The sequence below is a fragment of the Agrobacterium sp. Ap1 genome (assembly GCF_017313375.1).
Lineage (GTDB): Bacteria > Pseudomonadota > Alphaproteobacteria > Rhizobiales > Rhizobiaceae > Neorhizobium > Neorhizobium cellulosilyticum.
In genome coordinates, this window is sequence record NZ_JAFLMY010000005.1 from 160635 (window position 1) to 179611 (window position 18977).

Consider the following 18977-nt stretch of genomic DNA (forward strand, 5'->3'; position numbering starts at 1 on the left):
AGGCGACTGATCGTCGCCTCCCTCTGACCGGTCCAATCTTGAACATTTACACTACAGCGCAATGCATCGCCGCTGATCGATTTTATTCTTGAAGACTCTCTCTGGAGCCTAGTTTTTCCCAGTGGCTTAAAACCTCCGTGATGTAGGAGACGGCGACATGTTCGATCAACCTGACGGCTGGAGAGCAACAAAACCGAACGAACGCGCACTTTTGATGCATCTGCTGCGGGGCGATTTTCAAGGAAAGGCAGAAATTCTCCAGCAGATGGCGTCACTGCAAGTGATGTCCATCGACCAGAAAGGAAGCCTGAAGCTTAGCACTGACGGGCCTCTGGCTGACGTGAAGGACAATGATGCCCCGTCGCCGCGCGCAAACGACTTCATACCCGTTGAAGGCTTCTATGATGATGGCACTTCAGATGGTTGGAGCCCCATTCGCATGGCAAGATTAGTCAGACTGGCACTGCATGTGACGAATGGTAGAATATCCGAACTCGAAATCTACAAAGAGGACGGGAGCCCGTTCATAATGGATCCATACGAAGTCGACCTTAAGAAGGTACATTTCTACTGACGCGCTTGTCACGTTTGACGACACCTAGTTCATGCACCTAGTCTGACGCCAGGGAGAGACGTGATGATCCGCAGAGACTTCGATCCTGACACCGTCATGCCCGATGGCAGACCGCCCGCCAAAGGCATGGTTTTCGATCCCAAGGCAGAGGGCGCGTGGCGCGGTTCGTTGCACGGCGAAGTGATCAACGGTCCGGTTACCGTTCTCGCCTATGGCAATGATACGCCCGGACAGGGGCCGAAGCTGCATGTCCATCCCTATGACGAGACCTTCATTATTATCGAGGGACGCGCGCGCTTTTTCGTTGGTGACGACGTGATCGAGGCTGGCGCGGGAGAAGCAGTTCTCGGCCCGGCGGGCATTCCGCACAGGTTCGAAAATCTCGGCCCCGGACGCCTGCAGACGATCGACATTCATCATTCGCCCAGATGGATCCAGACGGACCTGGATTGAGAAATCAGGCCGCTTCCTTGCGAATCGCTTCTTGCGCAGCCTGCCTTTTCTCCTGAAACTTCGCCAACCGCGAACGCCTGACCGGGCGCATCGAAAATACCGCGTCATGGAGCACCGTCAGCAGGTCCTTGCGTTCCTTGATGCTGGAAAGTTCTTCCCAGGTCATCATCGCACCGACACGCGCCCGGATCGAGCTGCCGGAAAGCCGCTTGAACTCGCGGATCAGCAATGACAGCCTGAGCGTCAGCGACAGCTTGCTCGCAATGTGGAAGAGCGGGCCGTTCTGGCCTTCGAAATGGATCGGCACGACATTGGCCTTGGCGGTCTGCACCAGCTTTGCCGCAAAAATCTTCCAGGGAAGATCCTGCGCCATGCCGAAACCCTTCTTAGCGGTGGCGACGCCGCCGGCTGGAAAGATGATGATCGTCACGCCTTCTTTCAGAAGCTTCAGCGCTTCGTGGCGGGTCTGCATGTTGATCGCCAGCGCTTCCTTCGTTTCCTCGAAGGAGACAGGCAGCGAATAGGGCGCCATTTCCGGCACCTTCAGCAGTTCGTCATTGATCAGGACACGGAACGGTCGGCCAAGCTGTTCGGCCATCGCCAAAACAGCAATTCCGTCGCCGATGCCGAACGGATGGTTGGCGACGATGACGAGCGGACGCCCGTGCTCGACAACAGGCAGCCACTCCCCCTGCACGTCGAGTTCGACATCGATGAGATCGAGCATCTTGCCGAACACGCGATCGGTCTTGCCGACGATGTCCTTGCGCCAGATGTCATAGAGGCGGGCATAACGGTCGCGGCCGGACAGGCCCTCGATGGAGCGGATAAACCAACGCTTGAGGCGCGGATCGCGCTCGTTGGCGTAAGAGAGTTCCTTGAAGCGCATTCTGTCTCCGCGGAAGCTCCGCCCATTCATCACGAGCTTATAATATTTCAGTCCGATGACAATATTCTGACAGCGCCCGTGCATGACGGGCGCTGTCGATGTTTCAAAGATCAGGCAGCTTTGATCTTGGCGGCCTTGCGGCGCTTGACGTCCGGCGGCGTGGCTTCATCGACCAGCGAGGCGAGTGCCTCGTCGAGAGACATGGCCGTCTGCGCCTGCGAGCCGAGGCGACGGATGTTTACCGAACGCTGTTCCGCTTCCTGACGGCCGCAGACGATGATCACCGGAACCTTGGCAACCGAATGCTCGCGGACCTTGTAGTTGATCTTTTCGTTGCGGAAGTCGGTCTCGACCTGCAGGCCCGCATCACGCAGCTGCTCGGCAACTTCGCGGCCGTAATCGTCGGCATCGGACGTGATGGTTGCAACGACGACCTGCGTCGGCGCGAACCACAGCGGCATATGGCCGGCGAAGTTTTCGATCAGGATGCCGAGGAAACGTTCCATCGAGCCGCAGATGGCGCGGTGGATCATCACCGGCTGGGTCTTTTCCGAGTTCTGGTCGATATAGAACGCGCCGAACCGTTCCGGCAGGTTGAAGTCGACCTGCGTCGTGCCGCACTGCCATTCACGGCCAATCGCGTCCTTCAGCGTATATTCGAACTTCGGACCGTAGAACGCGCCCTCGCCCGGCAGGATGCCGGTTTTGATGCGGCCGCCCGACTGTTCCTCGATCGTCTTCAACACGTCGGTCATCACGCTTTCGGCGCGATCCCACAGAGCGTCCGTGCCGACGCGCTTTTCAGGACGGGTCGACAGTTTTACGACGACTTCCTCGAAGCCGAAATCCTCATAGACCGACAGGATCAGCGCATTGATGCGCAGGCATTCCGCCGCCAGCTGCTCGTCGGTGCAGAAGACGTGCGCATCGTCCTGCGTGAAGCCGCGAACGCGCATCAGGCCATGAAGCGCACCCGATGCCTCGTAGCGATGCACGAGACCGAATTCGGCAAGACGGATCGGCAGTTCGCGGTAAGACTTCAGACCATGCTTGAAGATCTGCACGTGACCCGGGCAGTTCATCGGCTTCAGCGCGAAGACGCGGTTATCCGCCTCCTCGTCCTTCGGGTGAGTGAAGGCGTAGGCGGATTTTACCGCGAACATGTTTTCCTGGTACCAGCCCCAGTGACCGGAAGTTTCCCACAGCGAGGCGTCGAGCACCTGCGGTGCATTGACCTCTTCATAGGTGCCGGCCAGACGGCGGCGCATATAGGCCGTCAGCGTCTGGAACATGCGCCAGCCCTTGCCGTGCCAGAACACCACGCCCGGACCTTCTTCCTGGAAATGGAAGAGATCCATCTCGCGGCCGAGCTTGCGGTGGTCGCGCTTTTCGGCTTCGGCGAGAACGTGCAGATACTGGTCCAGCTCTTCCTGCGTTGCCCAGGCCGTGCCGTAGATGCGCGTCAGCATCGGCTTGGTGGAATCACCGCGCCAGTATGCGCCGGCAACCTTCATCAGTTTGAAGGCGGTGCCGATCTGGCCCGTCGAGGCCATGTGCGGGCCGCGGCAAAGGTCGAACCAGCCGCCCTGATTGTAGATCTTCAGCTCCTGGCCTTCCGGGATCATGTCGACCAGCTCGACCTTGTAGGCCTCGCCCCTGTCGGCAAACACGTCCTTCGCCTTTTCGCGCGACCAGATCTCCTTGGTGAAGGCGGCATTCTTCTGAATGATCTCCTTCATCTTCTTTTCGATCTTCGGCAGATCTTCGGGCGTGAAGGGCCAGTCTTCGCGGCTGTCCGGGTGGACGCGCTTGAAGTCGTAGTAGAAACCGTTCTCGATAACCGGGCCGATCGTCACCTGGGTGCCAGGCCACAGGTCCTGCACGGCCTCGGCCATGACGTGAGCGGCATCGTGGCGGATGAGTTCCAGCGCGCGCGGATCGGTGCGCGTGACGATCTCGATCTTGCCATCGATGACGGGATCGGAGAGATCGCGCAACTCGCCATCGAGCGCGATTGCGACGGCCTTCTTGGCCAGCGACTTGGAAATGGATTCGGCAACGGCAAAACCGGTCGTGCCCGCGTCGAACGCGCGAACGGAGCCATCGGGAAATGTAAGGGAAACGGACATCTGAATTCTCCTGTCCAGTCCCGCCAACGAATGCGGGTGGTCAAAAAAGGACCGCGGCGGCTTTGGCCGAAGCGGCATCGAACGCGTGCGTGATAGTCAAAAATCGCGGCGGAGTAAAGATTACGAGGCCTTTCGGCCCCAGCGCCAAAGCCGCCACGGCATCCATTGCCGATAACCGGCTTCAAGCGCTTCCGGCACCGGATCGAGCCCGCTCGTGCCGCCTGGCCCGCAACGCGCGACGCGAAACAGCGTCAACCAGAAACCGGACCAGAAACCATGTCTGGCGAAGGCTTCGTAGCCGTATTCGGAACAGGTCGGGATATGCCGGCAGGAATTGCCGATGAAGCCGGAGAGCGTCAGCTGGTAGAGACGGATGAAGCCCATGCCGAACAGCCGTCCGGGCGTCTTGCGGAACGGGCCTTGCCAGTTGCGGGAGAAGCGCGGTGCAGGCTTTTCGTGATTGCAGTCGGGGGAGTTGCACATCAGGCGTCGCCGCCGGAGGCGTCGGATTTCCGTCCTTCGTTTGCGCGCATATGCCCCCCTCTGGCCTGCCGGCCATCTCCCCCACAGGTGGGGAGATCAGCTGGGCGCGCGCGCTCGACCTCGCGCAAACCTTGTTTGACTGCGAGTACGAGCTCTTTGTTTGGCAAGACGCCTGCCGCGAGTCGATCTCCCCCCTTGTGGGGGAGATGGCCGGCAGGCCAGAGGGGGGTAGCCACGGCAACCAACCTCACGCCTCCAGCCTGTCCACCTGCCTCGCCTCGATCTGATCGATTGCATCCACGACAGCATCGAAAGTCAGCATGGTCGAAGCGTGGCGGGCCTTGTAGTCTTTCACAGGCTTCAGATACCGCATATCCTCGAAACGACCGACCGGGCCTTCGCCTCCATCCTTCAGCATCGCCAGCATGTCGAGGCGCGCCTGACGCAATTCACCGGCTGTCGCGCCGACCACATGCAGCGCCATGATTGCCGAAGAAGCCTGCCCGAGCGCGCAGGCCCGCACCTCGTGGGAAAAATCCGTCACCACACCGCCATCGAGCTTGAGATGGACCCGCACTTTCGAGCCACAGAGCTTGGAATGCTTCTCGGATGTCGCATCAGCGTCAGCAATCACACCGGCGCGCGTGATATTCCCGGCGAACTCGAGAATCTTGTTGTTATAGATGTCGTCCATGCAATGCGTCCGTTTCGTCGTGATACGCGCTGGTGATCCGGTGAACGGATCGTCACGTAAAGGCTCTTGGGAATGCGCCTGTATCTGACTATATGTGATGCCTCGAAGCGATGATCAATAAAACAGGATTTTGCCAATTTTGCGCGTCCGCGGAAGAGAATACCTTGTCAAAAGCCCCGCCAGCGATCAGATACGGGCTTTGAGACCGGCTTGAACGGCGCAAACTCGCGCAGGCGAGCCGTCGGAATGCTGATGATGACACACCCGAATGTATGTCGGATGCGGCCTTGAACCGCATCGGGAGACAATAGATGGATGCGATTGTGAAGAATTTTCCGGCCGCCGGCCAGGAACAGGTGAAGGACAAGGCACAGCAGCCGATTCGTCCAACCCAGCAGGAAGCCGAAGAGGCAGTCCGCACGCTGTTGCGCTGGGCAGGTGACGATCCCGCCCGCGAAGGCCTGCTGGACACGCCGACGCGCGTTGCAAAAGCCTATCGCGAACTGTTTGCCGGCTACGAGCAGTCCTACCAGGAAGTGCTCGGCCGCACATTCGAGGAAATGTCGGGCTTCGACGATATCGTTCTGGTGCGCGACATTCCCTTCTTTTCCCATTGCGAACACCACATGCTGCCGATCAAGGGCATGGCGACGGTCGCCTATCTGCCGAATGGTCCGGTTCTCGGCCTGTCTAAGATCGCCCGCGTCATCGAAATTTTCGGCCGTCGCCTTCAAACTCAGGAAAACATGACGGCACAGATCGCCAATGCGATCCAGGACACCCTGAAGCCGCGCGGCGTTGCGGTGCTCATCGAAGCCGAGCACATGTGCATGGAAATGCGCGGCGTGCAGAAGCAGGGCTCACGTACGCTGACCACCACGTTCACCGGCGAGTTCAAGACCAATCCGACCGAGCAGGCACGTTTCTTCACGCTTGCCCGCAACCGGTGATCCGCACAGGTATCTGCCATGAACATTTCAGAATTCCCTGCCCCCTCCGCCGACAAGGCCGAGCTTGAGGGGGCGGGCCTCTTCACGCCGCGTTTCGACGATAACGGCTTGATCACCGCCGTCGTCACCGATGCGCGCGACGGCGAACTTCTGATGGTCGCACACATGAATGCCGAGGCATTGAAGCTGACGGTTGATACCAGCATCGCCCATTATTACAGCCGCTCGCGCAAATCGCTTTGGAAGAAGGGCGAAACCTCCGGAAACCTGCAGACCGTCCACGAGATCCGCACCGATTGTGATCAGGACGCAATCTGGCTGAAGGTCTCCGTTGCAGGCCATGACGCGACCTGCCACACCGGTCGCCGCTCTTGTTTCTATCGGGCGGTAACAAAAGATGACGACCGTACCATCCTTGAAATCAGGGACGATGCGCGTCATTTTGATCCTGAAGCCGTGTATTCCAGCAAGCCGACCGAATAGGTAACCCGTCCCATTCTGATCCAGCTGCCGCCAGAGTAAACGCTTTCGAAACCATCCGATGCGTTAATTAGCGATTACGCAGTGATCGGCTCAGGAGGGTATGGATCAATGCTGAACTGGACTTGGAACCGTTCGGACCGTCAGGCCGCGTCGCAGGACACTGTTACGGCTGGCGTCGAAAACCCTTCGCCCCCGGTTGTGATTGCCCCTCCCCGTAAAGCAAAACTTTCGCTTGCGCTTGGCGGCGGTGCAGCCCGCGGCTGGGCGCATATCGGCGTCCTGCGGGCGCTCGACGAAGCAGGCATTGAGGTCGGCATGATCGCCGGCACTTCGATCGGCGCACTCGTCGGCGGCTGCTATCTCTCCGGCAAGCTCGACGAACTGGAAGCATTCGCCCGTTCGCTCACCATGCGCCGCATCGCAGCGCTTCTCGATCTTACCATCGGCGGCGGCGGGTTGTTCGGCGGCATGCGGCTTACCAAGCGAATGCAGGAACATCTCGAAGGCTTGGCAATCGAGGATCTCGATCGCCCATTTGTGGCGGTTGCGACCGAACTTCTGACCGGACACGAGATCTGGATCTCCAGCGGCTCGCTGATCACCGGCCTGCGCGCATCCTATGCGCTTCCCGGCATATTCGAACCGGTCAAGTGCAACAATCGGACACTGGTCGATGGCGCTTTGGTCAATCCGGTGCCGACCTCCGTCTGCCGGGCCTATGAGCAGCCGCTCGTCGTCGCCGTGAACCTGAACTACGACGTCTTCGGCCGCTCGGCCGTGGTCAAGCACAACGCGAGCGTCCAGACCTTCGACGAAGTGATCCGCGAACGATCCGACGAGGCCAAGGTCGGCGTCACCGGTACGATGGTACAGGCCTTCAACATAATCCAGGAACGCATTTCGCGCGCCCGCCTGGCCGGAGACCCGCCGGATCTCGCACTTCATCCGCGCCTGAATGATATCGGCCTGTCGGAATTCCACCGCGCGGGTGAAGCGATCGAGCGCGGTTATGAAGAAACCATGGCGCAGATCGGCGCCTTGAAGCGCATGCAGGAGGTCTTCGCCCGCTAGAAACGGGCGAAGCAGTTTTCAATGAACAAAGCCGCGCCTCAGCTGGCGATATAGGCCTTCATCTGCTCGGCCTCGAGCTCGACTTCGCGCATGCGCGCCTTTACCACGTCGCCGATGGAGATAATTCCGGCAAGCTTCCCATCGGTTTCGACCGGTACGTGACGGAAGCGGCCGGCAGTCATCATTTCCATGACCTCTTCCACCGTCTGCTCTTCACGACAGCGCGTTACACCCGTTGTCATCATTGTCTGAACCGGCTTTTCGAGCGCGGCAACACCGTGGGTCGCAATCGTCCTGACCAGATCACGTTCTGTGAAGATACCGGCGATACGTCCCTCCAGACCGGCCACCACGACGGCACCGATCTTCTTTTCGTTCAGAACCGACGCAACCTCCAGCAGCTTCCGGTCTGGTTCGACCGTCTGAACTGCGCGCCCTTTGGCATCAAGCATCATCTTCACGGTAGTCGACATGCCTTCTCCTTACCAATCCACATGGCCAATCACCGTGCCGAACATCTCCTCCTCCGAGACTTCCGGCACTTTCTCCATACATCTGGAATTGTAGATCGGCCCCGAGGCGAGTTCAAGCCGTGGCAGTTACAGCTCACGGTAGCGAATTGGATCGAAAAGCGCGAACAGCAGAAAGCCGAAAAGAAAACCGCCTATATGGGCGTCCCAGGCGATATCACCCGCATTGCTGCCAATCAGCGGCAGGCCGACGGCTACGAGAATATTTCCCAAGAACCACATGGCCGTGAAGATAACCACCGTGCGATTCGAAAACGCACCTAGGATCGATTGGCGAGGATAAAGATGCCCATGGGTGCGATCGTAGCCGCCGCCATCGGGAAAGGCGAAACGGCAGGAGGCCCCCATCAGCGCCGAGACCACACCGGACGCACCGATCAGCAGGGTTTCCTCACCCCAGTGAAGGCCGGCATGAAAGAAAGCAGCAGCGGCCGCGGATAAAACCCAGAAGATCACGTAACGAACGGCACCTATGCGCCGAACAACAGGCGTGCCGAACGCCGCGAGCCATAATGCATTGAAGGCAATATGCTCCACACTACCGTGAAGCAGCGAATAGGTGACCGGTGTCCAGAGCCATTCATATCCCTGCTCCGACAACGGAAAGATGTAGCGGATAGGGGTAAACGCCAGCGTGACGATAAACTCGGCCTGCGCGTCTGCGCTCAGCAGATACTCCTGGACGATATAAAGCGCGGCCAGCAGAACCATGCTGGCCAGAAGAATGCCCGGCATATTGAAGACGGGCTGCCTCTCACGCCTTCCATTCTGCGCGAATGCATCGTCATCGGGGGCCATGTCGGGCCTATCGTCCATGGCCAATCCTTCCGTCATCAGCAGTGAATCAGGAATACAGCAGCGTTCGGGGCTTGAAAAGCCGCGCATACGGGCATGTGACACGCCGCATGGGTTCGCCGTTACACCACCCATGCCAACTGGCACGATTTTCGCTGGGTAAAGCCTATCCACACGGTTCCGAGGGGCATTCTGGATCATAATCGAACAGGACTGACGCATGCTACATACGGCAACACAAGAAATCTTTAACTACTGGAACGGCTTAAGAGGCAGCCGGCCGGCCCCCTTGCGTTCCGAGATCGACCCGTCGGCTTTGCGCCGTTTCCTGCCACATCTGTTCATCGTCAACTCAACCGTCTCCGACAGGCCGACTTTCGCACTTGCCGGGACACGTATATGCGAACTTTTCGATCGAGAACTGCGTGGCCTCGACTACACGTTCATGTGGCTCGGTGCGCAAGACGATGAGCCGACGACAATCCTCAAACATGTCCTGTTCTACGAACGCCCCGCTTTGCTCGACATCAGATTGTCGCATGACGGGCAAGATTACGCCCATGACCTGCTTCTGATGCCTATCCGTTCACAGGGATATCGAAGCGATCGTGCGCTCGGGGCGCTCGTGCCGCGTGAAACTCCGCTCCCTTTCACCGCCCTGCCGGTACGCGGCCTGGCTTTTGAAAGCTGGGGCTTCGTCAAACCGGACGGCACGCGACCAACCATCAGCGCCGACAGCAATGTCTCGACAGCAATGCCGATCACCTTTTTTCGCCGCCTGGTCGGGCAGAAAGCCGCCCAACCCGGACGATAAGTCCGGGCGCCGGGACAACCATCTGTTAACTGCCTAATGTTATCTATCGGGTTCAGCATCAGCTCAGAGCCAGACATATTAACATGTACTCCTTCCAGCCGGCACAGACCCAGCAGACGCATGCGATCGCTGCCCAGCGCTCGTTTCAGCGCGTCGCGGTCAACGTCGAGGGACGTCTCATGCTGGCTGATCATGAAGAATATCCCTGCACGGTTATAGACATGTCGCCCGGCGACGTGAACTTTGTCTGCGCCGGACAGCCGCGCCTGAACGAGCGCGTCATAGCCTATCTCGACCATCTTGGACGACTTGAAGGCAATGTGATCAGCCTCACCAACGATGGCTTCGTATTGTCAATCAACGCCACCGAGCGAAAGCGCGAGAAGCTGGCAGCCCAGCTGACCTGGATTGCCAACAAGCACGAGCTTGGCCTGCCGGAAGATCGTCGACACGATCGCCTGATGCCGCGCAACACGCTGACTGAACTGACTCTCGAAGATGGCAGCCGCTATTCCTGCCGCCTAATGGACCTTTCCTTGTCGGGCGCAGCTGTCGATGTCGAGATCAGGCCGGTCATCGGAACCCCGGTGCGACTTGGCAATATGCGCGGCCGCGTCGTCCGCCATTTCATGGAAGGCGTCGCGATCGAATTCGCGTCGGTCCAGTCGCGCGAAGCCCTGACGGAATTCCTCTGACGCGTTTCGCGAGAATCCAGTTTGGCTCGCCCTACCTCAACTCTTCGCTTTAAAGCTTAAAGCACCTCACCACAGCAAGGCTGCGGACCGTCTGCGCGCGACAGCACCCTAATCTCCCGATATCATTTTCAGCCGATCGTTCGTTCGTTTCCACGTCCGAAATCGACACGAAAACGGCGGCTCCCCACGCACTGCCGTCCGAAAATCGGTCAGTATCAAAAAAAATGTATCTTTTCGGGATTTTTTCCAGGCAATTTTGCAGGCCTAGAAGGGCGTTTTTGCGCGCCGTCAGAGCAATTTGAACTGCATTTTCGAAGCCGGTCGGAGCATACACATCCCAACCGCCTTACGATTGGCGAGAGCACGAACAGACTGACGTGACGAGATTCCAGAGACTTACGAGAAGGTCGGCCGGATTCGAGTAGAATTTTAGCTAAATTTGCCGCGAATTTTCGTCGTCTTTTATTCAAAAACAACGCGTGTTTTATTCGGTTTTTCGTCAATATCTATTACAATAAGCGATTGATTTTACGTCGCTATTTTGCGTTCACTCAAAGGCTTTCCGGCATTGTCTCACCAACCACGGGGAGACAGAAAAAATGACGCTTCCGAAAAGACTTGCACAGGTATTCCTGACCGCCGCCATCGCACTCGCAGCTGCCGCACCATCGCTTGCAATGCCGGCCGGTGCCATGCGCGTCATCGGCAAAGCGAGCCCGCCGATCGGTCATTACGAATTCTGCAAGACCTATGTCAGCGAATGCAAGCCGCTTAAGGGCGATGCCGGCCCCGTTGCGCTGACGGAAGACAATTGGCGCACGCTGCTTGACGTCAACTACACGGTCAACACAGATATCACCCCGATGACCGACCAAGAACTTTACGGCGTCGAGGAGTTCTGGACCTACCCAACGACGGCAGGCGATTGTGAGGACTTCGTTCTCCTGAAGCGCAAGATGCTGATGCAGAAGGGCTTTGATGCATCGGACCTGCTCATCACCGTCGTGCTGCAGCCGAACGGCGAAGGCCATGCCGTCCTCACCGTCCGCACCGATCGCGGCGACTACATCCTCGACAACATGCGCAACAAGGTTCTCCCCTGGATGGACACGGAATACACCTACCTGAAGCGTCAGGACACGGTTGATCCGTCGCGCTGGGTCAAGCTCCAAGATGGCCGCGCCATCGCCGTGGGCAGCGTCAGCCAGTAAACCGACCTCAACGAATTCACCGAAAATTAACCCTGCCCGCGAGACTATCGCGGGCAGAGGCGTTTGGACCCCGTATCCTGTTCCGGTCCCGCAAAATCACATCTGGACACGGGACCGACCATGACACGCCGCGCCTCAGCGCAGCCGCAGGAAGACCTGCCACTCATTTCCGATCGATTTCTGCAGCGGCTGACGCTGGCCACGATCCTGCTTGTTGCAATCACCCTTGCGATCAGCATCGGTGGCCGCTGGCTTGGTCAGCGCATGGCGCTGGGCGGCCACTCGGAAAGCGGCGCCATGCTGGCCGTCACCATCGGCGAAGACACGCTGCAGGTTCCTGAAAACACGATTCGCTTCGCCGAACAGCGGCACTCCGGACCGGCAGAGCGCATCGACCTCTACCTCATATGGCCGGGCATGATGGGATACGGCCATGATCGGCGCGACAGCTTTGACAATGTCGAGCGCTCCGACCTGCTTATCTTTCTGCAGATTTCCCAAAGCACCATGTCGAAAGACATGTCCGGACGCCTGGAGCCGATCTACACCCAGCTGTTTGACGGACCGCCGGTCCCCTACGGCAATGGACTGACGCTTCACCACCTCAAGAACACCAGCGGCTACGGGGAAGAGGTTCTTCTGACGGCGGAACGCCCAGGTAAACAGCCCTTCGTCGTACGCTGCCTTTTACCGTCTGCCACCGGGCACTCCACCAGCGGCGATTGCCAACGGGATGTACATATCGGCAGCGACCTGACCACTCTTTATCGATTCTCGAGCAGCCTTTTGAAGGACTGGGATCACATTGATGCCGCAGTTCACTCGTTTGTCGACGCGCGGCTTGACGCCACCGGCAGCAACTCCGCTTCGAAAGGCGACTAAAATGCTTCAAATCGAAGTAAGTGGCCGTTCATCATAAACCTCTTGGTAACGCTGTTCTCCTAGATTGCTTCACTAGCAATCCGGGGTGGGGGCACGTCCGGATCTATTGAAAAATGACAGAATCGATGAGTGCGGCAGTGTTGAAAACCATGTTCCCGGCGTATCTTCCCAAGGGTGCAGTGAAAGCGCAGGCAAAACGCCTCGGATACTTCTTCGCAATTGCGTTGTCGTTATCCGCAGTTGCGCAGCCGGCGCATGCGGATCCTAAATATGCGGGCATCGTTGTCGACGCGAAGTCGGGCAAGGTGCTTTACGGTGAAGATCCGGATGGCCTGCGCTATCCGGCATCGCTCACGAAGATGATGACCCTCTATCTCACATTCGAGGCACTTGAAGCAGGTCGCTTCTCGATCGATTCGAAAGTGCCAGTTTCGGCCAATGCCGCCAAAGAGCCCCCGTCCAAGCTCGGCGTGCGCGCCGGCGGCTCGATCACCGTAGACCAGGCGATCCGTGCCCTTGTAACTCGCTCCGCCAATGACATGGCGACGGCACTCGGTGAATATGTCGGCGGCTCGGAAGAACGTTTCGCACAGCTGATGACCAACAAAGCCCGTGCGCTCGGCATGACCCGAACGACTTACCGCAATGCAAACGGCCTGCCGAACACGGCACAGATGACGACCGCCCGCGACCAGGCCCGCCTTGGAATTGCACTGCGTCAGCATTTCCCGCAGTATTACGGCTATTTCAGCATCCGCACCTTCCAGTTCGGCAAGCAGACGATCGGCAATCACAATCGCCTCGTCGGTACGGTCAAGGGCGTAGACGGCATCAAGACGGGCTACACCCGGGCTGCTGGCAGCAACCTTGCCACTTCAGCACAGCTCGACGGACGCTCTATCGTTGCCGTCGTGCTCGGCGGCCGCTCCAGCGCCGCCCGCGATGCGACAATGCGCAAGCTGGTTGCAGAATATCTGCCCAAGGCTTCTCGCGGCGGGAGTTCCAACCTGATCGCGCAGACCGCTCCCTCCGTCCCCGCGACACCGGTTCCGCGCACCCCCGCAGTCATGGCCGAGGTATCGGAAAGCCGCCAGGTGGCTGCACTCGACCTGCCCAATAGCGGCCCGATGCCCGATGCCCGTTACGAACAGCGCGAGCAGCGTCCGACTGCACCACTTGCCGTGCCGAAAGTAGCAGCTTCCGCCTCAGCCTATGCTGGCGAAAGCGCGCAGAGCAAGTCCGCCACCCAGGCCCTCGCAGCAGTCACTCCTCAGGCATCGCTGCCGAAGCGCGAAGCCGCCGCAACCAGGCGTGACCAGCCTTCGGAACCTGTCGATCAGGTCACCACGGCTTCGACCCGCACTAGTGCATCGGCTTCCGCCATGTCCGGCTGGGTTATTCAGATTGGCGTTTCTCCGAGTGAGAAGATGGCTCTCGATCTCCTGCAGAATGCGCAGGATAAAGGCGGCAAGGTATTGCGTTCCGCCAAACCCTTTACGGTCGCCTTCAGCAACAAGGGCGAACAAATTTACCGCGCCCGCTTTGGTGGTTTCGACGATCAGAAGACCGCGGTGGATGCCTGCAACGTCTTGAAGAAGAAGGGCGTGAGCTGCTGGGCGTCCATGCAGTACCGGTGAGGGCCTATGGCCCTCGCCTCAACACCGGGCCGCAAATGGCCCGGCGAAATCTCGAAATGTAATGTGTAAACGGGGTTTCCGATGGGAATGAATGAAAACAGCGCCAATCTCGGAACGGCTCATTTGTCCAGGGCCAGGGGCGTGGCACTCAATCCGCTTCACGAAGCGGCTATGCGGCTGGCCGGTCTCGGCCTGACCCGCTCGAAGGAAAAGACCCGGGATCTGGTCTCTCTTCTCCTGAGCCATGGCGCACGTGCCTGGCGCCAGTCGCAGCCGGAAGCAGGTATCCACCTGCATGTGGCAGCACATTCCGGCCGTGTACCGGTCAGAATGAGGCTTCCGGCTAAAACTGAAGTTTAAAGCAAACCCAGATCAGACAGTTCGCGGCGCAGGTCTTCGGGAAGCGCCGCGACATCGTCGCCCAGCGCACCGAGATCGCGCGGCTTCTCCTCATCCTTCAGATAACGCCAGCCCTGAAACGGTCGCTTCGGCTGCGACGCGGTCTCTATCACTTCCGGGCCTAGAACCAATTCGCATCTCTGAATGCCGTCACCACCGGTAAAGGTGCGCAGGTCGAGCAAATTTTGCCGGGCGGAAACCTGCCCCTTGATGACCCAATAGAGAGAACCGCCGTCGAGCAGTTCTTCCACGCGCTTGGGAACCATGCGGGTCGTATGTATGCTGTGCGGCTCGAGGCCGGCAGCCATCGCGGTCAGGGATCGCTCGGAAACCCAGTCTCTCAGATCCTGGATACTGTCGGCGCCGACGCAGAGCTTGATGAGATGAAGAGCCATAATTGGCTTGAAGACCCGCCAAGGCCGCCAGTCAAGTCAAATCCCGACCGGGTCCACAGCGATAAGCGCGTTCAGCACTCCACCACATTGACGGCAAGGCCGCCGGTAGACGTTTCCTTGTACTTCTCGCTCATGTCGTTGCCGGTCTGGCGCATCGTCTCGATACAGGCATCAAGCGGCACGAAATGCGTGCCGTCGCCCTTGATGGCAAGCGAAGCGGCGGTCACGGCCTTGACCGCACCCAGCGCGTTTCGCTCGATACAGGGAACCTGGACAAGACCGGCGATCGGATCGCATGTCATGCCGAGATGGTGTTCGAGCGCGATCTCGGCGGCGTTCTCGATCTGCTCCGGAGAGCCGCCCATCACGGCGGCCAGCCCCGCTGCGGCCATGGCCGCCGCAGACCCCACCTCGCCCTGACAGCCGACTTCGGCGCCGGAGATCGAGGCATTATGCTTGATGATGCCGCCGATCGCAGCAGCCGTCAGCAGGAATTCGCGGATATCGTCTTTCGTCGCATCCTCGTGGAAATGCAGGAAATATTTGAGCGTTGCGGGAATGACGCCGGCAGCGCCATTGGTCGGCGCCGTCACGACGCGACCGCCGCCGGCATTTTCCTCGTTCACCGCCATGGCGTAAACCGAGAGCCAGTCATTGGCGAGGAGGGGATTAGGCCTGTTGCTGCGCCATTCCTCGTTGAGACGATCATGGATCGCCCTCGCCCGCCGCTTGACCTTGAGTCCGCCCGGCATGATGCCATCGACCTTGAGGCCACGATCGATACAGCCGTTCATCGCCTCCCAGATCGCGTCTATACCCTCGTCCAGCGCCTGCGCGCTCGTGTGGGTCAATTCGTTGGCCCGCTTCATCTGCGCGATCGAAAGACCGGCGCCGTGGGACATATCGAGCATCTGCCGGGCAGTCGCGAACGGATAGGGCACGCGATCGCCGCCGCCTGCGTCCTTCGTTGCGCGCATTGCCTCAAGCTCGGTATCGGTAACCACGAAACCGCCGCCGATCGAGTAATAGATCCGCTTGAGAAGAAACCGGCCATCCTTGTCGAGCGCCGAAAAGCTCATGCCGTTGGCGTGTCCTGGCAGAGCCTGCTTCTTGTCGAAGATCAGGTCTGTCTTCGGTTGGAAGTAATAGGCCGGATGACCGGGTGGCGTCACGCGGTCTGTCCGCTCCACCTCTTCGATGATCGCGTCCATCCGGTCCGGATCGACAGTGTTTGGCGCTTCGCCCATCAGGCCAAGAATGACCGCCCTGCCCGTTCCATGCCCGATGCCGGTGAAGGCGAGCGAGCCATGGAGCGAAGCCTGAAGGGCGGCAACATGCGCACCGACGGGACGCGGCCAGTCGTCGGACAGGATGAGGTCGAGAAACCGGTTGGCCGCCGACATCGGCCCCATCGTGTGGGAACTCGACGGGCCGATGCCGATCTTGAAAACGTCGAAGACGGAGAGAAACATGGAAGTCTACAATCCAGATACTGGCCAGATACTGGCTGCCCGATCAAACTCGGTCTCAGCCTATGTCATATGAGTGTGCCGTCATGTTGGCGATCCGACACACTATTGGACATCAACGACATGAGGCGCGGATCACATATGCTGTCTTGTCGTAAGATGCGCAAGTCCACATAAACTCTTGGCAGCGATTGATCGCTCCCCTTGCCGCGACGGATGAAACAACGCAAAAGTCGGATGATACGATTTCGGCTTCCGGCAGTTTTCCATGATTCTGGCAGATTACATTGCGCTCGCCCTCTTCGCCTTTCTGTGGGCGGCTTACTCCTGGTTTTCAGCGGGTTCGGGAGGAAAATATCTTCCACGACAGAGCCTCAACCAGGCTATGGTCGAGCGGAGGCATCGCTGGATCTACAATTCCCTGAAGCGTGAATTGCGGATGATCGATACGCAGATTTTCGCCGGATTGCAGAACGGGACTGCATTTTTCGCCACCTCGTCGATCTTCGCGTTGGGCAGCTGTTTCGCCCTTCTCGGCTCGACCGAAAAAGTCAATGCGGTCTTCTCTCACCTGCCCTTTGTCCCTTATGGCGGACAGGCCGTCTTCGAAATGAAGGTTGGTGGACTGGCATTTCTTCTCGGCCACGCCTTCTTCAAGTTCGGCTGGGCCTATCGCCTGTTCAACTATTGCACGATCCTTTTCGGCGGCCTGCCTATGACAAGGGAGGCTGAAGCCGACCCCGAGACGGCGCGCCGGGCCGCCGATCATGTCATCAGAATGAACATGATTGCGGCTAAGCACTTCAATTCAGGTCTCAGGACGCTTTTTCTGTCGATCGGCTATCTCGGTTGGTTCGCCGGACCCTATGTGTTCATGGCAACGACGGTGATCATCATCGTGGCATTGGTCCGCCGCCAGTATTTTTCCGAGGCGCGGCTCGCCATCATGGAAGACGACTGAGGGATTTGAAGAGAGTGACTGCAGCCGACACCCAACCGCAGCCGACAAGCGAGCGAGCGCCTCGTATCCTGCTGATCGATACGCTTCGCGGCATAGCGTTGATCGCAATGGCGACCTATCACTTCACATGGGACATCGAGTTCTTCGGCTATGTCGATCCCGGCACGGCAACCCAGGGGTTCTTCCGGCTCTATGCCCGCGCGATCGCCAGTTCGTTCCTGTTTCTCGCCGGTGTGAGCCTGGTTCTGGCGCATGGTCGCGGCATACGCTGGCCTTCCTTCTGGAAACGCCTCACCATCGTGGCGGGCGCGGCCATCGCGATCAGCATCGCTACGTTTTTCATCTTTCCGCAGGAATGGATCTTTTTCGGCATATTGCACAATATCGCCCTGTCGAGCCTGATCGGCTTGGCCTTCCTGCAATTGCCACTCGCCATCGCTTTCGCGGTACCGGTCATGATCGTCGCCGCCATGATTGTCGATGCCGTTGTCATGCCCGGCATGCTGCAGTCATCGCTGTTTGAAACGCGCTGGCTGGCCTGGATCGGCTTTGCCGATTTCCCGCCGCGCTCGAACGATTACGTGCCGCTATTCCCCTGGCTGGCGGCGCTTCTGATGGGTATCGCAGTTACCCGGCTCGCCATTGTCCGCGGCTGGACCGGAAGACTGGCAAAACTGCAGTCCACCGATACGATGCTTGCAAAGGCCGGCCGCCACAGCCTGATCGTCTATCTGGTCCACCAGCCGATCCTGCTTGCGCTCGTCTATCTCTTCTCGCTTGTTTCGCCGGCTCCGGCTCCTGATCCGCGGCTCGTCTATATGAACAGCTGCCAGCCCAGCTGCCTGCGAGAGACGGGCGATCCCGCTCTCTGCCAGCGTTTTTGCGGATGCACAGCCGACAAGTTGATCGCGGAACAGTTGATGACGCCGCTGCAGAACGGCACGATCAACGCGCAGGATAACCGGGTTCAGATCATGGCGCAGGAATGCTCGATCGACGCGCAACAGCCCTGAGGCAGTAAAGCCTCAGGTGCCGACGCCGATTTCGGCGAGACGCGTAAGGCAGGCTTCTTCGACATTGTCGAGTTCGGCCAGCGTTTCGTCGATATCCTTGCGCTTCTGGCGCAATTCGTCACGCTTTTCATCGACGCGTTTCATCAACAGCTTGAGCTGGCCCATTTCGCCGGGAGGTTCACGGTAGACCTGGATGATCTCGCGGATTTCGGAGATCGTGAAGCCGATGCGACGTCCACGCAATATCTCCAGAAGCAGGCGACGATCCGCCGCCCGGAACAGACGTGTCCGGCCGCGACGTTCGGGATGAAGCAGGCCTTCGTCCTCGTAAAATCGCAATGTGCGTGTCGATACGCCAAATTCGCGGGTCAGTTCGGTTATGCTGTAATATTTGTCCACGTCACTTCCTTGCTGTGACCCGCGAAAATAATTGACTTTTACGTAACAGTC

At 58.9% G+C, this 18977-nt stretch carries 22 protein-coding genes; 13 read left to right on the forward strand and 9 right to left on the reverse strand.

All coding sequences use genetic code 11. The features are described 5' to 3' along the window. Positions 1–157: 157 nt before the first annotated feature. Complete coding sequence (locus tag JZX87_RS12200) at positions 158–574, forward strand: hypothetical protein (protein ID WP_183821593.1); 417 nt, start codon at positions 158–160, stop codon at positions 572–574. 63 nt (positions 575–637) lie between these two features. Beyond that, positions 638–1027 carry a cupin domain-containing protein gene (locus JZX87_RS12205; RefSeq protein WP_206825793.1) on the forward strand — a complete coding sequence of 130 codons (390 nt, stop codon included), beginning with the start codon at positions 638–640 and terminating at the stop codon, positions 1025–1027. Positions 1028–1031: 4 nt separating this feature from the next. On the opposite strand, the gene JZX87_RS12210 is transcribed toward JZX87_RS12205, so the two are convergent. From JZX87_RS12210 to JZX87_RS12225, 4 genes are all read right to left on the reverse strand, one after another. Next, a complete protein-coding gene (locus JZX87_RS12210; RefSeq protein ID WP_206825796.1) occupies positions 1032–1916 on the reverse strand; it encodes a 1-acyl-sn-glycerol-3-phosphate acyltransferase in 885 nt (294 codons plus the stop codon). A gap of 110 nt (positions 1917–2026) precedes the next feature. Further along, a complete protein-coding gene (thrS, locus tag JZX87_RS12215) occupies positions 2027–4045 on the reverse strand; it encodes a threonine--tRNA ligase (protein WP_210349030.1) in 2019 nt (672 codons plus the stop codon). A gap of 120 nt (positions 4046–4165) precedes the next feature. Then, positions 4166–4528: a membrane protein insertion efficiency factor YidD gene (gene yidD, locus JZX87_RS12220; protein ID WP_183821590.1), complete on the reverse strand. Its 363-nt coding sequence runs from the start codon at positions 4526–4528 to the stop codon at positions 4166–4168. 247 nt (positions 4529–4775) lie between these two features. After that, the gene (locus tag JZX87_RS12225) at positions 4776–5222 is read right to left on the reverse strand and encodes an iron-sulfur cluster assembly scaffold protein (protein WP_206825798.1); all 447 of its coding nucleotides are present in this window, start codon (positions 5220–5222) and stop codon (positions 4776–4778) included. Between the two features lie 311 nt (positions 5223–5533). Here JZX87_RS12225 and folE point away from each other — a divergent pair, with 311 nt between their 5' ends. The 3 genes from folE to JZX87_RS12240 all read left to right on the forward strand — a co-directional run bounded on the left by folE (position 5534) and on the right by JZX87_RS12240 (position 7726). Next, on the forward strand, positions 5534–6172 hold the full coding sequence (gene folE, locus JZX87_RS12230; RefSeq protein WP_148144818.1) for a GTP cyclohydrolase I FolE: 639 nt from the start codon (positions 5534–5536) through the stop codon (positions 6170–6172). A gap of 18 nt (positions 6173–6190) precedes the next feature. Next, a complete protein-coding gene (hisI, locus tag JZX87_RS12235) occupies positions 6191–6655 on the forward strand; it encodes a phosphoribosyl-AMP cyclohydrolase (RefSeq protein ID WP_206825805.1) in 465 nt (154 codons plus the stop codon). A gap of 108 nt (positions 6656–6763) precedes the next feature. Continuing rightward, positions 6764–7726: a patatin-like phospholipase family protein gene (locus JZX87_RS12240; RefSeq protein ID WP_148144820.1), complete on the forward strand. Its 963-nt coding sequence runs from the start codon at positions 6764–6766 to the stop codon at positions 7724–7726. A gap of 38 nt (positions 7727–7764) precedes the next feature. On the opposite strand, the gene JZX87_RS12245 is transcribed toward JZX87_RS12240, so the two are convergent. Continuing rightward, entirely contained in the window at positions 7765–8199 is a 435-nt protein-coding gene (locus JZX87_RS12245; RefSeq protein ID WP_148144821.1) for a CBS domain-containing protein, read from the reverse strand. A 126-nt stretch (positions 8200–8325) separates the two neighbouring features. Further along, the gene (locus tag JZX87_RS12250) at positions 8326–9054 is read right to left on the reverse strand and encodes a rhomboid family intramembrane serine protease (protein ID WP_286194600.1); all 729 of its coding nucleotides are present in this window, start codon (positions 9052–9054) and stop codon (positions 8326–8328) included. 217 nt (positions 9055–9271) lie between these two features. On the opposite strand from JZX87_RS12250, the gene JZX87_RS12255 reads away from it, so the two are divergent. The 6 genes from JZX87_RS12255 (at position 9272) to JZX87_RS12280 (ending at position 14650) form a co-directional block, all read left to right on the forward strand. Next, positions 9272–9865, forward strand: coding sequence for a PAS domain-containing protein (locus JZX87_RS12255; RefSeq protein WP_206825807.1), 594 nt, complete (start codon positions 9272–9274; stop codon positions 9863–9865). Positions 9866–9948: 83 nt separating this feature from the next. After that, on the forward strand, positions 9949–10560 hold the full coding sequence (locus tag JZX87_RS12260; RefSeq protein WP_148144823.1) for a PilZ domain-containing protein: 612 nt from the start codon (positions 9949–9951) through the stop codon (positions 10558–10560). Positions 10561–11159: 599 nt separating this feature from the next. Continuing rightward, positions 11160–11771: a transglutaminase-like cysteine peptidase gene (locus tag JZX87_RS12265; protein ID WP_148144824.1), complete on the forward strand. Its 612-nt coding sequence runs from the start codon at positions 11160–11162 to the stop codon at positions 11769–11771. Positions 11772–11891: 120 nt separating this feature from the next. Next, the gene (locus tag JZX87_RS12270; RefSeq protein WP_206825809.1) at positions 11892–12653 is read left to right on the forward strand and encodes a hypothetical protein; all 762 of its coding nucleotides are present in this window, start codon (positions 11892–11894) and stop codon (positions 12651–12653) included. A gap of 113 nt (positions 12654–12766) precedes the next feature. Beyond that, the gene (locus JZX87_RS12275) at positions 12767–14290 is read left to right on the forward strand and encodes a D-alanyl-D-alanine carboxypeptidase (protein WP_286194538.1); all 1524 of its coding nucleotides are present in this window, start codon (positions 12767–12769) and stop codon (positions 14288–14290) included. Positions 14291–14371: 81 nt separating this feature from the next. Then, positions 14372–14650, forward strand: a complete 279-nt coding sequence (locus tag JZX87_RS12280; RefSeq protein WP_183821584.1) for a hypothetical protein — start codon at positions 14372–14374, stop codon at positions 14648–14650. Here the strand turns inward: JZX87_RS12280 and JZX87_RS12285 are convergent. Together JZX87_RS12285 and JZX87_RS12290 are read right to left on the reverse strand one after the other, a co-directional pair. Further along, positions 14647–15084, reverse strand: coding sequence for a DUF1489 family protein (locus JZX87_RS12285; RefSeq protein ID WP_148144827.1), 438 nt, complete (start codon positions 15082–15084; stop codon positions 14647–14649). The two genes, JZX87_RS12280 and JZX87_RS12285, sit on opposite strands and share 4 nt — an antisense overlap. 71 nt (positions 15085–15155) lie before the next feature. Next, complete coding sequence (locus JZX87_RS12290; protein WP_206825813.1) at positions 15156–16556, reverse strand: L-serine ammonia-lyase; 1401 nt, start codon at positions 16554–16556, stop codon at positions 15156–15158. 265 nt (positions 16557–16821) lie between these two features. Between JZX87_RS12290 and JZX87_RS12295 the strand changes: the two genes are divergently transcribed. Both JZX87_RS12295 and JZX87_RS12300 read left to right on the forward strand, forming a co-directional pair. Next, positions 16822–17514 (forward strand): DUF599 domain-containing protein, encoded by a 693-nt coding sequence (locus JZX87_RS12295; protein ID WP_148144829.1) that lies wholly within the window; start codon positions 16822–16824, stop codon positions 17512–17514. Positions 17515–17528: 14 nt separating this feature from the next. Then, positions 17529–18527, forward strand: a complete 999-nt coding sequence (locus JZX87_RS12300) for an acetyltransferase domain-containing protein (RefSeq protein ID WP_206825814.1) — start codon at positions 17529–17531, stop codon at positions 18525–18527. Positions 18528–18539: 12 nt separating this feature from the next. Here JZX87_RS12300 and JZX87_RS12305 read toward each other — a convergent pair whose 3' ends face one another. Beyond that, the gene (locus JZX87_RS12305; protein ID WP_148144831.1) at positions 18540–18926 is read right to left on the reverse strand and encodes a MerR family transcriptional regulator; all 387 of its coding nucleotides are present in this window, start codon (positions 18924–18926) and stop codon (positions 18540–18542) included. Positions 18927–18977 lie beyond the last annotated feature (51 nt).

Bases quoted from the DNA above. Each gene is read 5' to 3' on its own strand.
- JZX87_RS12275 (WP_286194538.1), top strand. From the start codon at position 12,767: ATGACAGAATCGATGAGTGCGGCAGTGTTGAAAACCATGTTCCCGGCG.
- JZX87_RS12225 (WP_206825798.1), bottom strand. From the start codon at position 5,222: ATGGACGACATCTATAACAACAAGATTCTCGAGTTCGCCGGGAATATC.
- JZX87_RS12290 (WP_206825813.1), bottom strand. From the start codon at position 16,556: ATGTTTCTCTCCGTCTTCGACGTTTTCAAGATCGGCATCGGCCCGTCG.
- yidD (WP_183821590.1), bottom strand. From the start codon at position 4,528: ATGTGCAACTCCCCCGACTGCAATCACGAAAAGCCTGCACCGCGCTTC.
- JZX87_RS12205 (WP_206825793.1), top strand. From the start codon at position 638: ATGATCCGCAGAGACTTCGATCCTGACACCGTCATGCCCGATGGCAGA.
- JZX87_RS12255 (WP_206825807.1), top strand. From the start codon at position 9,272: ATGCTACATACGGCAACACAAGAAATCTTTAACTACTGGAACGGCTTA.
- JZX87_RS12295 (WP_148144829.1), top strand. From the start codon at position 16,822: ATGATTCTGGCAGATTACATTGCGCTCGCCCTCTTCGCCTTTCTGTGG.
- JZX87_RS12250 (WP_286194600.1), bottom strand. From the start codon at position 9,054: ATGGCCCCCGATGACGATGCATTCGCGCAGAATGGAAGGCGTGAGAGG.
- thrS (WP_210349030.1), bottom strand. From the start codon at position 4,045: ATGTCCGTTTCCCTTACATTTCCCGATGGCTCCGTTCGCGCGTTCGAC.
- JZX87_RS12280 (WP_183821584.1), top strand. From the start codon at position 14,372: ATGGGAATGAATGAAAACAGCGCCAATCTCGGAACGGCTCATTTGTCC.
- JZX87_RS12270 (WP_206825809.1), top strand. From the start codon at position 11,892: ATGACACGCCGCGCCTCAGCGCAGCCGCAGGAAGACCTGCCACTCATT.
- JZX87_RS12240 (WP_148144820.1), top strand. From the start codon at position 6,764: ATGCTGAACTGGACTTGGAACCGTTCGGACCGTCAGGCCGCGTCGCAG.
- JZX87_RS12200 (WP_183821593.1), top strand. From the start codon at position 158: ATGTTCGATCAACCTGACGGCTGGAGAGCAACAAAACCGAACGAACGC.
- JZX87_RS12210 (WP_206825796.1), bottom strand. From the start codon at position 1,916: ATGCGCTTCAAGGAACTCTCTTACGCCAACGAGCGCGATCCGCGCCTC.
- JZX87_RS12260 (WP_148144823.1), top strand. From the start codon at position 9,949: ATGTACTCCTTCCAGCCGGCACAGACCCAGCAGACGCATGCGATCGCT.
- JZX87_RS12245 (WP_148144821.1), bottom strand. From the start codon at position 8,199: ATGTCGACTACCGTGAAGATGATGCTTGATGCCAAAGGGCGCGCAGTT.
- JZX87_RS12285 (WP_148144827.1), bottom strand. From the start codon at position 15,084: ATGGCTCTTCATCTCATCAAGCTCTGCGTCGGCGCCGACAGTATCCAG.
- hisI (WP_206825805.1), top strand. From the start codon at position 6,191: ATGAACATTTCAGAATTCCCTGCCCCCTCCGCCGACAAGGCCGAGCTT.
- folE (WP_148144818.1), top strand. From the start codon at position 5,534: ATGGATGCGATTGTGAAGAATTTTCCGGCCGCCGGCCAGGAACAGGTG.
- JZX87_RS12265 (WP_148144824.1), top strand. From the start codon at position 11,160: ATGACGCTTCCGAAAAGACTTGCACAGGTATTCCTGACCGCCGCCATC.